We start from the raw sequence: 12861 nt of genomic DNA on the forward strand, positions 1-12861 counted from the left end.
GGACGGGTGTCCAACCTGCCCACCGTGTGGACCAACGCCCTGGCCGCCGCCCTGCTGGCCAGCAGCGCCACCACCCTGGCGCCGCCCTCGCCGCTGGTCTGGACCCTGCTGCTGGTGGCGCTCTCGGCACTGTACCTGGCGGGCATGCTGCTCAATGACCTGCTGGATGCCGACTGGGACCAGCAGCATCACAACCCGCGGCCGATCGTCCTCGGACTGGTCAGCCGCACCCAGGTCAGCCTGGCCACCGCCGCCCTGCTGCTGCTGGCGGCACTGGCGATCCTCGGCCTGAGCCGGTTGATCGCCCAGCCCCACTGGCTGCTGGCCAGTGCCGGATTGTTGCTGCTGTTTATCCTTGGCTACAACCTTTTGCATAAGAAGTACCCACACAGCGTCTGGCTGATGGGCGGCTGCCGCTCAGCCCTGTACCTGACCGCCGCCGCCTGCCTGGCCATGCCCCCCGAACCGTTGTGGCTGTGCGCCGCGCTGCTGGGCATCTACATCGCCGGGCTGACCTACCTGGCCCGGCTGGAGCATCGCAACCAGTTGCTCAGCCGCCTGCCGCTGCTGCTCATGCTCAGCCCCCTACTCCTGGCCGCCTACGCCGACAGCAGCGTGTTCTGGCTGGTCCTGCTGCTGTGGCTGGGCTGGCTGGGCTGGCATTACCAGCGACATCTGGCCAACCCGCGGCAACGGCAGATCCGTGCCTTTATTGGTGCCGGGCTAGCCGCCCTGCCGCTGTTCGATGCCCTGGTGCTGGCCGTGGCCAACCAGCCCCTTGGCAGCCTGCTGTGTGTGCTGGTGTTCTTTCTGCTTCCCCACCTTCAACGCTGGATCAAGCCGACATGAGCATCCACGCCCTCTCTTGCGCGCAGCCTGCGCTCGCCATTCGTCATGCAGCCTTGACCGCGCCAGGCACTGCTGGACCGGCAACTGGACGACGAAAGCCGCCGCTGGTGGCAAGAAGCCCGGGAGCAACTGACCCGGGTGCCCTGGTGAAAATGAGCTATCCACCGAAGCCGCTGGATCCGGCCGACTACCCGCAGGCCTGATCCCTGACGGCCGCACAAAGGAGCACCGAGTGACCCCGTCACCCGGTTTCTAAAAGGAGTGCCAAATGAACAACCCAATCCTCAATCGACTGTTACTGGCCGTTGCCCTGTTGTTCGGCAGTCAGGCGCTATTGGCCCAGCAGGATGATGTCTATTTCACCATGGGCGTGCACAACACCCAAGGCTGCAATGCCGCCAACAACAACTGCATCGCCAAGCGCAAGGTCGGGGAACCGAGCGATCCGTACTTTCCTGCCATCTGGGTCAGCGACTGGACCATGTATCGGGTCACAAGCAACTACCAGACGAACCCGCCGCCCTACAGCAGCCCGCCCAGCACCCTGAAACCTGCGGACTACAGCGTGTCCCAGGGTACCAGCTACTACGACACCGGCTATATCCCGGCCGACGGCGACGGTTTCGGCGCGATGATGGAGCACTACGAGAAGTACTGCCTACCGATCTTCCCGATCAAGAACAACAACTACACCTGCTCGTTCGTGTCGCTGGGCAACAAGGCCTACTTCCTCACCTACCCCGAGGACCGGCCCAAGGACATGCCGGCCTGTTGCATGTTCTCGCCAATGAACCATCCGCCGCGCCAGGACTTTATCCAGCACCTGCCTTACAGCGCCGTGCGCAGTCAGAATCTGGACGGCCGCGTCCAGGCCTATGCCCTGGAGATTGCGGTCAAGCCGAGCCCGATCCTGTTTGGTTACGCCTTCAACAAGCAGGCCACCAGCGACGGACCGGGGCAACCGAGTTATCGACACCCGCAGTCGTTCTATTTCTCCGGTGATGCCAGCGTCGCCAACGCGCCCATCGTCAGCCAGAACTACCGCAACTGGCGTATCGAGAAACCGGATCCGGCGAAGACCTGGGACCAGGTGGCGAAAATGTGCCCGAGCAACCCACCGCCCTGCCAACTGTTCAATCCGCCACCCTCGCTGAGCAACGGCAAGCGCGCTCAGTGGAACCAACTCATGCCCGCAGCACAGTGACAGGAGTCACCTCATGAACAACTGGAGTCGTTTCACCGCCCTGATGCTGCTGGGGTTGGCCAGCCTACCGGCCAGCGCCCTGCAACCCGCCGCCTCCGACGCACAGACCACCTGCCCACCCAGCGCCGTGGTGCCTGCGGCCGGGGCATCGCAGGCGGCCTTCGATCAATACAGCTGGCAGCTGTTCATCAACCTGAACTGGCCGGCCAAGCCCGACCAGCGCGGAGTGGCCGATTGCAGCAAGCCCCTGGGCAGCAGCGGCAGTACGGTCTGGCAGACCTACAAGAGCGTCAACGAGACCTTTCTTCCCGGAGCCAAGGATCCCGGTCCATGGAACTCGAGACAGCAGCGCAAGAACCTCGACCTGATCAACATCGCCGCAATCAAGAACACCCAGGTGGTGCAGTCCGACAACCAGGCCGTGGGCGGCTGGCTGATCGATCAGCGCGGCAACCCGACCTACTATGACATCGCCGCCAACGAGGTGTCCTACAACTACATCGTCGCCAACACTTTCTATAACGCCGCGATCGTCGATGCCGCGAAGAACATCGACTTTCCCAAAAACGCCAGCGAGATCAAGGCCAGCTGGCGCATCCTCACCAGCGCCGACGACAGCCGCCGCTACCTGACGATGAAAGCCCTGGTCACCCGGTTCGACGCCCAGGGGCGGCCCAACGGCACCCAAGAAGCCAACCTGGGGTTGGTGGGGCTGCACATCATCAGCAAGGTCGAGGGCTTCCCGCAGTGGATCTGGTCGACCTTCGAGCAGATCGACAACGTGCCACCCAAGGCCAAGCTGGGGGGCAAGTGGGTGGATCAACCGGTCTCGGGGATTTTCTACTCCTACTTCAATGCCAAGGCGCCCGCCGAAAGCCTCAACCAGTCCCCCTGCCAGTGGCAGCAGCAGGGCGCACAGATGGTCTGTACGCCTAAACCCGGCACCAGCTTCAGCACCCCGGACCCGCTGAACCGGGTCACCCCGATCACGGATGCCACCCAGCAGATCAATACTCAGTACCAGAGCAGTCCGCAGGTGCAGCAGAGCGTCTTCAAGTACTACCAACTGATCACTACCCAGCGCCCACAGTCGCCGGACAACCCCGGCAACCCGCTAGGACAGCCAACGCCGTCGCTGTCGGCCAACGTCACCATGGAAAGCTATATCCAGCCCAGCAGCAGCTGCATGAACTGCCACTCCATGGCGACACCGCTCAACAGCCAATACAAGAGCGACTTCTCCTTCTTGTTCAGATTCGCCCACGCCCCGGTCAACAGCGCCACCAAGGATAAGGAATAGATCATGAGCATATTGAATGGACCCCGACTGAACTTTTGGGGTGGCATCGCCACCGACGTCAGCGTGTCGAACAACTCGCCGACCTTGCCCAATGGCATCGCCACGTCCCTTGATCTGTTCGACCTGACCACCTCGACCGTGTCGGAACCGGCCCGGACCTATAGCGATGACCGTCTATATGAATTGATCAACGCCCCGGACCCCAGAATCGGCCCCAATAGCCGATACACGGCCGGCGGCTGGAACCACTACGGAGACCACGTGGTGACGATGCACAACGCGCTGATCAGTTCCCAAGGCACACCGGGCAACATCTCGCTGGAAGGGGACATGGTCGGCCAGCCGGTTTACCTGCTCGGCTCCGTTACCCCCGGCACCGGACAAGGCCCCTACTCCGGCCCGATGATGGTCGACCTGGACCCCACGGCGAGCACCACGACGCAGATCTTTGTCGGCGGCCTGCAGATCGGCAGCAGCACAGCGCCCGAGCTCTTGATTCGCTGGGATACCGTGTGCAGCAGTTTCGACCTGAATACCCGGGTGCTTGAGCCTGGAAGCATGGATTCGCCCGGCTCCTTCCATGCGAGCGGCACCTTTCAACTGACCTTTCCACTGACCAGCATCGTCAGCTACAACAAGGACAGTGCCGGGCTCAAGGCCCTGATCGAAGCCCCCAAAGCCACCGGGATCGTGCTGCGTTTCGTGATGTTCGAAATGTGCCCCACTCTGACCACCGAGCAACTGAATGCGGACTACGCCGCCAACCAGTTCAACCCTAACCCGAGCATCGGCCGGGTCATTGGCACCCTGGCCACGGCGTATGCCGATGAGCCGCTGATCTGCCCGCCGGGCCGTCAGCTCATCAATGCCGACAAGGACCTGAACATCAGCAGCGTTGCCTATGCCGAGGTCGCCAATGGGCAACTGAGCATCGATATGGTCAACCTGATCCCCAAGCAGACCTTCAGGGCCCTGCGCGACGACATCACCAGCCCCATTGGTCCGAACGCCGACTACGGGACCGTCACCATCGCGGCCGGGACGGCGTCCCTGGCGAGCTTTGAACCCAGCGACCCGCTGCTGCAGGACTACTACCGGTACGGTGGCATCATCGACGTACCGCTCAACAGCTCCCAGACCCAACTGGTGCAGAGCACGCCCTTGTGCATCAGCGCCCCAGGGACCGCCCGTAACCCAGCGCTATCGGCGCCCGAATGCCCGTATCGAGTCTACAGCGATCAGCGCAACACCTACCTCGCGCCGGACAGCACAGGCGTGCAGATCACCTTGCAAGCCCGTTACCTGGGAGCTGTGGTGCAAGAAGATACGCCAATCGACATCGCTGCCTCGGCGACCGCCGTCTATCAGGCCAACCGCTACTGGGACTTCCTGGAGTTTCCGAACTCGCTAACGGTACCGGCCGGTCAGCCCTCCGTGAGTTTCAATGTCGTCCCCGTCGCCGGCTCCAAAGCCCAGGCTGGCTTCACCACGCTGACCTACACCCTCGACAACAACCCTCTGACCCAGAGCTTCAGCAACTTTCGCAAATACGCCTGGAGCGACTTCGGCATTCCCACAGGCAACATCGTGACCTGGGAGCAGGCGTATCAGAACGTGCTGCGCTTCCATTACCTGGCCTTCCCCGCCATGTCGCGCTACATCCAGCTCAACCAGCCTGACGCGGTGATGGGCTACAAGCAGGCGATCCTCGCCCGGATCTCTCCCGAGTACCAGAACACTACCTTGTACATGTCGGTGGTACGCTCGATGTCGCCGAGCCAAAGATCCCTGCTGACATCCTATCTCAACGGCACACCCTGGCAGCCTTGACTAAGGAGAAGACCCTGCCCGTTGTTTTACACATACCCGCCCAGCCGGAACAGACGCCGCGCCCAAGCGACATCATCGCCGAGGGCCTCTCAACCCTCGCGGCGTCTGCGTGGAAGACGATGGCAGCCGGCTACCGGTACTGGCTCAGGCGACAGACGCCCCCAATCCCTTCACAACCTCCCTACAATCTCTCTGTTGAGCCACCTTCGGCCCGCGGCCTAAACTCACCGGTCATCACACGAGAACCGCCAGCCTCATGACAGTACCTGTCTCCCCCGCCGCCAAGTCGGATCACCGCTGGCTCGCCTTGATCGTCCTGTGCCTCGGGGAGTTGATGATCGTGCTCGACACCACCATCGTTAACGTCGCGCTACCTTCGATCCAGACCGACCTGCACTTCACGCAGACCTCCCTCGCCTGGGTGGTGAACGCCTATATGCTGACCTTCGGCGGCTTCCTGCTGCTGGGTGGCCGCCTGGGGGATCTCTACGGGCATCGACGCCTGTTCCTGCTAGGCATCGGCTGCTTCACCCTCGCCTCACTGGCCTGTGGCCTGGCCCACAACCAGGAGACGCTGATCTGGGCCCGGGCCTTTCAAGGCCTGGCCGCCGCCGTGGTGAGCGCCGTGGCGCTGTCGCTGATCATGGACCTGTTCAGTGAACCGGCCGATCGGGCCAAGGCCGTGGGTGTCTACGGTTTCGTCTGCGCCGGCGGCGGCAGCCTCGGCGCCCTGCTCGGCGGCGTGCTCACCAGCACCTTGAGCTGGCACTGGATCTTCCTGGTCAACCTGCCGATCGGGGCAGTGGTGATCGCGCTGAGCCTGCGCCTGCTCTCGAAAACCCTCAACCAGCACCCGTCCCGTGACCTGGACGTCGCCGGCGCACTCACCGTGACCGCCTCGTTGATGCTGGCGGTCTATGCCATCGTCAATGGCAACGAGATGGGCTGGGGCTCGCTGCGCACCCTCGCGCAACTAGTGGTTGCCGTCGGCCTGCTGCTGGCCTTCCTGGTCATCGAGACCCGCGTCAAAACCCCGCTGATGCCCTTGCGCCTGTTCCGCCTGCGCAACCTGGCGATTGCCAATATCGTCGGGGTGCTCTGGGCCGTCGCGATGTTCGCCTGGTTCTTCCTGTCGGCGCTGTACATGCAGTTGGTGCTGGGCTACACGCCCTTTGAAGTGGGGCTCGCATTCCTTCCCGCCAACCTGATCATGGCGCTGTTTTCACTGGGAATCTCGGCCAAGCTGGTGATGCGTTTCGGCATTCGCCTGCCACTGGCCGTCGGTCTGGCCCTGGCGACCCTCGGCCTGCTGTTGTTCGCCCAGGCGCCGGTCGCAGGCCACTTCCTGCGCGACGTCCTCCCGGGCATGGTGCTGCTGGGCCTGGGCGCGGGCATTGCGTTCAACCCACTGCTGCTGGCGGCAATGAACGATGTCGCGCCATCCGAGTCGGGACTGGCCTCCGGGATGGTCAATACCGCCTTCATGATGGGCGGCGCACTGGGGCTGGCGGCACTGGCCAGCCTGGCCGCGGCGCGCACCGAGCAGCACCTGGCGGCGGGCGGGCCGGCACTCTCGGCCCTCAACGACGGGTATCAGATCGCCTTCCTGGTAGGTGCGGTGTTTTGCGCGCTGGGCGCCGGCCTGGCCGCGATAATGATGCGCGACAAGACCGGTGAAGACCCGGACAGTGTCGAAGCCTAGCTCGCCGCCTGGCGTTCGAGCCGGCTGATATCGGCCATGAACTTTTCCGCCGGCAAGGGGTGTCCGAGCAAGTAGCCTTGCAGGGAGTCACACCCCAGGCGGGTGAGAAAGGTCTGTTGCATGTCGGTTTCCACCCCTTCGGCGACGATCCGCAACCCCAGCGCCTGCCCCAGGGCGACAATCGCCGAGACGATCGCGGCATCGTCGGTGTCATGCTCCAGGTCGCGGACAAACCCACGGTCGATCTTCAACTCGTTGGCCGGAAGGCGCTTGAGGTACATCAGGCTCGAATAACCGGTACCGAAATCGTCGATGGACAGGTCCACGCCCATGTCCGAGAGTTTCTGCAGCACCTCCATGCTCGCATCGGCGTCGCTCATGGCAGTGGTTTCGGTGATTTCCAGGGTCAGGCTGTTGGCCGGCAACTGGTGCCGGGCCAAGGCACCGGCGACGCTGTCGACCAGGCCCACATGGCAAAATTGCAGGGCCGAGAGATTCACCGCGATGCGCCAATCCTGGTACCCCTGTTCACACCACAGGTGCATTTGACGGCAGGCCTCGTTCAGCACCCAGTCGCCGATGGGAATGATCAGGCCGGTCTTTTCCGCCAAGGCGATAAATCTGTCCGGCAACAACAACCCTTCCTCGGGGTGCTCCCAGCGCAACAGGGCCTCGGCACCGACCGGCGTGCCCTTGAGCGCATCGAACTTGGGTTGGTAATAGAGACGGAACTGCTGCTGCTCCAGGGCCTGGCGCAGGTCCTGCAACAGTTGCAACTGCTTGCGCGCGTTGCTGTTCATCGAGGCATCGAAGAAACTGTGGCCGTTCTTGCCGGCGCCCTTGGCGTGGTACATCGCCGCGTCGGCATTCATCAGCAATTCCTCGGCGGTCTGGCCGTTACCCGGGTACAGCACGATGCCGAGGCTCGCGGAAATCTGCAGGTCGTGCTCGGCCACGCGGAACCGCCGGGAAATCAGGCTGACCTGACGCGACGCCACCTGCAGCGCGTCGTCTGGCTCGGCCAGTTGCACCAGCAACACAAACTCGTCACCGCCAATGCGCGCCAGGGTGTCCTGGCTGCGCAGGTCTTCACGCAGGCGCAGGGCCACCTCGCGCAGCAATTGATCGCCCATATGGTGACCGAACGCATCATTGACCGGTTTGAAACCATCCAGATCGATGAACATCAGCGCGAAGCAGCCACCTTCGTCCGCCACCTTGTGCATTGCCTGGTCGATCCGGTCCGCCAGCAGGACACGGTTCGGCAAGCCAGTCAGGGTGTCATGCAGCGCCAACTGGATGAGCTCCTGGTTGGCCTGGCTCAACGAGTTGGCCAGGATGGCGGTCCGGTCTTCGAGCCGGGCGTCGAGCAGCGAGGTCAACAAGGCGATGGACAGCACCGCCAGGCTGGTCACCAGCACCAGGTTGTCCAGCCCATTGCCGGACAGGCCGGTACTTACCGCCCCACAGAAACTGCCCTGGGCAAAATTGGCCGCGGCCATGCCGGTGTAGTGCATACCGACGATCGCCAGGCCCATGATCACCGCCGCCGCGCCACGGGCCAGGCGTATATAGGGGGTATTGCGGCGCAGGCGAAAAGCGATCCACAAGGCCGCCGCCGAGGCGACCACGGCAATCACCAGCGAGGCGCCGAACAGGGTCGGGTCGTAATCGATGCCCGGCTGCATCTTCAGCGCTGCCATGCCGCAGTAATGCATGGCACTGATGCCGGCGCCCATGACCAGCGCACCGCATACCCATTGCGCCGTTGGCAGGCGGGGCTGGGTGACCAGCCAGAGGGCAAAGCCACTGGAAAGAATCGCGATCAGCAGTGACAACAGCGTGAGGGGGCCGTCGTAGCCCAGGGCGATGGGCAGCTTGAACGCCAGCATGCCGATAAAATGCATGGACCATATGCCCACCCCCATGGCCAGGGCACCGCCGGCGGTCCACAGATAAACCGCTCGGCCGGTAGACGTGGCAATGCGTCCGGTCAGATCCAGGGTGGTATAGGAGGCGAGGATCGCCACACAAAAGGAAATGAAGACCAGCGCGGGGGAATAACTACCAATGAGCATGGCGAATCTCTGAAACATCGAACCGGGCAATACCCGAACTCGGTGAAAAAACGACGGATTGTACCTGCTTCCCTGCGGAGTGCCTGGTGAGCATTGGCTACTTGCCATTATTCAGGAGGCCCCGTCCGCCGTATAGCTCAGCGCCCCGGGAAGGCCGACCAACGGCAGGTATTATTCATCATGCGCAAAGCCTGACCAGGCGGACAGTCGAGAAAGCCGACCATTGGAGAGTAGCTCTTGTCTTGAGAATCGATCAGGAATCATCTCCGGCATAAACGAGAATTGCGAGTCCCTACAATGGCAACCGTGGTTGCGGGGACTGGAGCGAGGCCAATACCCGCTCGGTATTTTCCGTGCAACTGGCCCCTTCGGGTCGGTTGCGGATGCTGTTGACGATCCCCAGCAACTGCAACTTGCTATGGGCCAGGCGCGCCTGCATGGCTTCGATCTGATCGATCTTGCGCTCCAGGCTGTCGACCATGGCCTCATGATCCAGGGGCTCCGCCTCGGCACCGGGCACCAACGCCCGCAGCTCCTCGAGGCTGAAACCCGCCTGCTGTGCACACTGGATGATCGCCAATGTCTGCAACACCTCGGCCGGGTACTCTCGGTAACCGTTGGCCTGGCGCTGGACCTTGCGAATCAACCCCTGGGCTTCATAGAACCTGATCTTCGACGCCGCCAGGCCACTGCGCAGGGCCAGTTCACCGATCTTCATAAGAGGCCTCGAATGGATGCTTGACATTAAAGTTAGGTTTAAGCTTAGCCTGGACTCCCCACAGCCCCGGAGTCAAGCATGTCACCCTTTCAAGCGTTGCTTTTGCCCAATGGCGTACAGATCCCGAATCGCATCGCCAAGGCCGCCATGGAAGAGAACATGGCCGACCTGGACAACGCGCCCTCCGCTCAGTTGATCGAACTCTACCGCGCCTGGGCCGACGGCGAGCCCGGCTTGCTGCTGACCGGCAATGTGATGATCGACCGCCGCGCCATGACTGGCCCTGGTGGCGTGGTGCTGGAGGATGATCGTCACCTGGAGCAATTCCGCCAGTGGGCGGCCATCGGCCGGGCCAAGGGTGCGCAGTTCTGGATGCAGATCAATCACCCTGGGCGCCAGACCATGGCCAATCTGGGTCAGACCGCCTGGGCACCGTCCGCGGTAGCGCTGGACCTGGGCGGGTTCTCGAAGATGTTCGCCGAGCCGCGGCCGATGAGCGAAAGCGATATCGAGGAAGTGATCGGGCGCTTCGCCAACAGCGCCCGTCTGGCCGAACAAGCGGGTTTCAGCGGTGTGCAGATCCATGCCGCGCATGGTTACCTGCTCAGCCAGTTCCTCTCGCCGCTGAGCAACCGGCGCAGCGACCGCTGGGGCGGCCCGCTGGAAAATCGCGCACGCCTGCTGCTATCGGTGGTCAAGGCGGTCCGCGCGGTTGTCTCGCCGGACTTTTGCGTGGCGGTCAAACTCAACTCGGCGGACTTCCAGCGCGGCGGCTTCGACGCTGACGATGCCCGCCAGGTGATCGAATGGCTCAACACACTGCCGGTGGACCTGGTTGAACTCTCGGGCGGCAGCTACGAGGCGCCGGCCATGCAAGGCGAAGCACGGGACGGTCGGACCCTGGCGCGGGAAGCCTATTTCATGGAAATGGCCGGCGAGCTGGCGAAGGTCGCGAAGATGCCAATCATGGTCACTGGCGGTATTCGGCGCTTGCCCATCGTCGAGCAGGTGCTGGACAGCGGCATCGCCATGGCCGGCATCGGCACCGCGATGGCCGTGGAGCCGCACCTGCCCAGGCACTGGCGCGAAGGTCGGGCCAGCCATCCGCAGTTGCCGCCGATCCATTGGAAGAAAAAGCCGCTGGCGTCGCTGGCCAGCATGGCGGTGGTCAAGTTCCAGTTGAAACGCTTGAGCAAGGGCCAGCGCCCCTACCCCGAAGTCTCGGCGGTGTGGGCGCTGGTGCTGGATAGACTGTTTATCGGTCGGCGGACAAAGCAGTATCGCGCGGCAATGAAAAACCTCATCTCCTGACCCGGCGGCGGCCCTTGTAGGCGCCAGTTTGCTGGCGATGAGGCCCATGAGCATCGCATCGCCTGATCGGCCGCTATCGCCAGCAATTGGCCCAAACATCGCGCTTGCGCGATGAGGGTCAAGACGGTATCTACGGGTGACGCAGCACCCACAGGGCCCTATGCCCGCCTTGAAAATGGGGTTTCAGCGCCCGGAAAAACGCAACCGCGACAACATCCTCAAGTCCCCCACCTTGTAGTAGCCATCGCTCCAGCTGTTATTCGGCGACAGCGGCTGGACCTGCTTGAGTTCCAGCTTCTTCGCGTAATAGCGAAACCGGTAGTGCTCGTAGAAGCGCAGGATTTCCAGGCCATAACGATCGGCCAGATCGACGTCTCCACGGATCACCAGGTAGTTCTCGTCGTTACCGTCACTGGCGCCGACGCTGAGGTTGTGGCTACCGCTGATAATGGTCGGTGCGTCCGTGGTGAAGTCGGTGACGACGGCCTTGGTGTGCACCAGCAAATTGCCCTTCTGGCCCTTGAGCCCTTCCTTGATCCAGCCTTCCAGGCCGATATCGAGCAGTGCCGTGGCCACAAAATCATCAGTCCGATCGGCGTGAATCCCGGAGATGCTGCTGGCGGTATTCTGCAGGCCGAAACGCAGCACATCGTCATGTGGCTTGCCGAGCAAGGCATCGAGGATTTCCTGGGGCAAGGCGAAGGCCGTGGCAAACAGCACATCCTTCTGCGCCGCCGTGATGATCTGCACGAACTCCTTCAGGTCACCCTGGCCGGTACGCGGGGAAAACCCGGCAAACAGCGGCTGACTCGGCTCCATGGGGTTGTTCTGGGTAATCCACTTGCGCGTTGCCGCCACATCCGTCGGTGCCGCCCAGATTTCCTCGAAGACCTGGGTGTACTCGTTGGCCAGGCGGCTGTCATCGAGTACATGCACCACGTTGGCCTGGCGATACACGCCGTTGGCGGTGAAGTTGGTGCTGCCGCAGAGCACCGCTTCAGCTCGGTATTCGCCGCCGGCATCACGCTGGCTGAGAACAATGAACTTGTCGTGGAAGATGTTGCTGGTGACCCGCCCGCGCTTGCTCTCGGCCAGAATCGGCGCCAGGTTCTGCTCGTTCAGGGTCGTGTCCTCGTCACCGACCTTGGCGTGGTAGAGCACGCGAATCCGCACCCCGCGCTGCTGCGCCGCGTTTACCGCATCGACAATCGCCTTCAACTGATACTCGTAGATGGCGATATCCAACCCCCACTGCACATCCGTCGCCCGGGCAATGAACCCGAGCAGCTCTTCCAGCAGGCCATTTTCCAGCCACAGGCGCGCCGCATCGGGCCAGGCCTCGATAGGCAGGTTCTTCTGGGTGCTGATCAGTTTGTCCAGGTCGGGAAACTTGCGCTCGAAACCCTGGCTGGCCGCCACCGCACGATTGAAGATCACCCGCTGGCCCTTGGGCAGGCCATTGTCGGTGGTCACCGTCAATGCCAATGACTCACCCAACTGCGGGGCATCGGGCGTGCCGTAGGCCAGATGCACCCGATAGTTACAGGTGCTCCCGGGCTCGACGTTGTAATCGGCCCAGCGGAACTTCTGCAACGGCGCCAGGTTGCTCGGCGTCGCGTGGTACTGGGGAAAGGTGTGTTCCTTGCCGGGGAACGTCAGGCTATTGAACAGGAACGCCCAGGGCCCGGTGCCCTCCTGGCGTTCGATGGCGAAACCGAGCAGGCCGGCGCGCCGCGACTCGGCCAGGTCGATGGCCAGCAACACACCGCTGGTCCCGGCGTAGGCCTTGACCCGGAAATCATCCAGGGAATTGCTCTGAAGTACGCGCATACGTCACATCCTTGAGAGAGTTGCTGTGGAAGACGAGCG

At 62.8% G+C, this 12861-nt stretch carries 9 protein-coding genes; 6 read left to right on the forward strand and 3 right to left on the reverse strand.

What is annotated here, in order from left to right:
* From PFEN_RS14420 to PFEN_RS14440, 5 genes are all read left to right on the forward strand, one after another.
* Positions 1–849, forward strand: an 849-nt coding sequence (locus tag PFEN_RS14420; protein ID WP_191487499.1) for a UbiA family prenyltransferase, incomplete at its 5' end; no start/stop codon positions are given.
* A 268-nt stretch (positions 850–1117) separates the two neighbouring features.
* Positions 1118–2053 (forward strand): hypothetical protein, encoded by a 936-nt coding sequence (locus PFEN_RS14425; protein ID WP_191487500.1) that lies wholly within the window; start codon positions 1118–1120, stop codon positions 2051–2053.
* A 13-nt stretch (positions 2054–2066) separates the two neighbouring features.
* Entirely contained in the window at positions 2067–3353 is a 1287-nt protein-coding gene (locus PFEN_RS14430; RefSeq protein WP_191487501.1) for a hypothetical protein, read from the forward strand.
* Between the two features lie 3 nt (positions 3354–3356).
* A complete protein-coding gene (locus PFEN_RS14435; protein ID WP_191487502.1) occupies positions 3357–5183 on the forward strand; it encodes a hypothetical protein in 1827 nt (608 codons plus the stop codon).
* A 256-nt stretch (positions 5184–5439) separates the two neighbouring features.
* The gene (locus tag PFEN_RS14440; RefSeq protein WP_191487503.1) at positions 5440–6885 is read left to right on the forward strand and encodes a DHA2 family efflux MFS transporter permease subunit; all 1446 of its coding nucleotides are present in this window, start codon (positions 5440–5442) and stop codon (positions 6883–6885) included.
* Here PFEN_RS14440 and PFEN_RS14445 read toward each other — a convergent pair.
* Together PFEN_RS14445 and PFEN_RS14450 are read right to left on the reverse strand one after the other, a co-directional pair.
* On the reverse strand, positions 6882–8963 hold the full coding sequence (locus PFEN_RS14445) for a putative bifunctional diguanylate cyclase/phosphodiesterase (RefSeq protein WP_191487504.1): 2082 nt from the start codon (positions 8961–8963) through the stop codon (positions 6882–6884). The genes PFEN_RS14440 and PFEN_RS14445 overlap by 4 nt on opposite strands.
* Before the next feature lie 292 nt (positions 8964–9255).
* Complete coding sequence (locus PFEN_RS14450; RefSeq protein ID WP_191487505.1) at positions 9256–9681, reverse strand: MerR family transcriptional regulator; 426 nt, start codon at positions 9679–9681, stop codon at positions 9256–9258.
* 78 nt (positions 9682–9759) lie between these two features.
* Here PFEN_RS14450 and PFEN_RS14455 point away from each other — a divergent pair, with 78 nt between their 5' ends.
* Positions 9760–10992 carry an NADH:flavin oxidoreductase/NADH oxidase family protein gene (locus PFEN_RS14455; RefSeq protein WP_191487506.1) on the forward strand — a complete coding sequence of 411 codons (1233 nt, stop codon included), beginning with the start codon at positions 9760–9762 and terminating at the stop codon, positions 10990–10992.
* A gap of 183 nt (positions 10993–11175) precedes the next feature.
* Here the strand turns inward: PFEN_RS14455 and PFEN_RS14460 are convergent, their stop codons facing one another.
* Positions 11176–12822 carry a phospholipase D-like domain-containing protein gene (locus tag PFEN_RS14460; RefSeq protein ID WP_191487507.1) on the reverse strand — a complete coding sequence of 549 codons (1647 nt, stop codon included), beginning with the start codon at positions 12820–12822 and terminating at the stop codon, positions 11176–11178.
* Between the last annotated feature and the right edge of the window lie 39 nt (positions 12823–12861).

The organism is Pseudomonas sp. FEN (assembly GCF_904067045.1).
Taxonomy (GTDB): Bacteria; Pseudomonadota; Gammaproteobacteria; order Pseudomonadales; family Pseudomonadaceae; genus Aquipseudomonas.

What these genes read in the sequence shown, in the direction of transcription:
- PFEN_RS14425 (WP_191487500.1), top strand. Translation starts at nt 1,118, where the DNA reads ATGAACAACCCAATCCTCAATCGACTGTTACTGGCCGTTGCCCTGTTG.
- PFEN_RS14440 (WP_191487503.1), top strand. Translation starts at nt 5,440, where the DNA reads ATGACAGTACCTGTCTCCCCCGCCGCCAAGTCGGATCACCGCTGGCTC.
- PFEN_RS14435 (WP_191487502.1), top strand. Translation starts at nt 3,357, where the DNA reads ATGAGCATATTGAATGGACCCCGACTGAACTTTTGGGGTGGCATCGCC.
- PFEN_RS14460 (WP_191487507.1), bottom strand. Translation starts at nt 12,822, where the DNA reads ATGCGCGTACTTCAGAGCAATTCCCTGGATGATTTCCGGGTCAAGGCC.
- PFEN_RS14450 (WP_191487505.1), bottom strand. Translation starts at nt 9,681, where the DNA reads ATGAAGATCGGTGAACTGGCCCTGCGCAGTGGCCTGGCGGCGTCGAAG.
- PFEN_RS14455 (WP_191487506.1), top strand. Translation starts at nt 9,760, where the DNA reads ATGTCACCCTTTCAAGCGTTGCTTTTGCCCAATGGCGTACAGATCCCG.
- PFEN_RS14430 (WP_191487501.1), top strand. Translation starts at nt 2,067, where the DNA reads ATGAACAACTGGAGTCGTTTCACCGCCCTGATGCTGCTGGGGTTGGCC.
- PFEN_RS14445 (WP_191487504.1), bottom strand. Translation starts at nt 8,963, where the DNA reads ATGCTCATTGGTAGTTATTCCCCCGCGCTGGTCTTCATTTCCTTTTGT.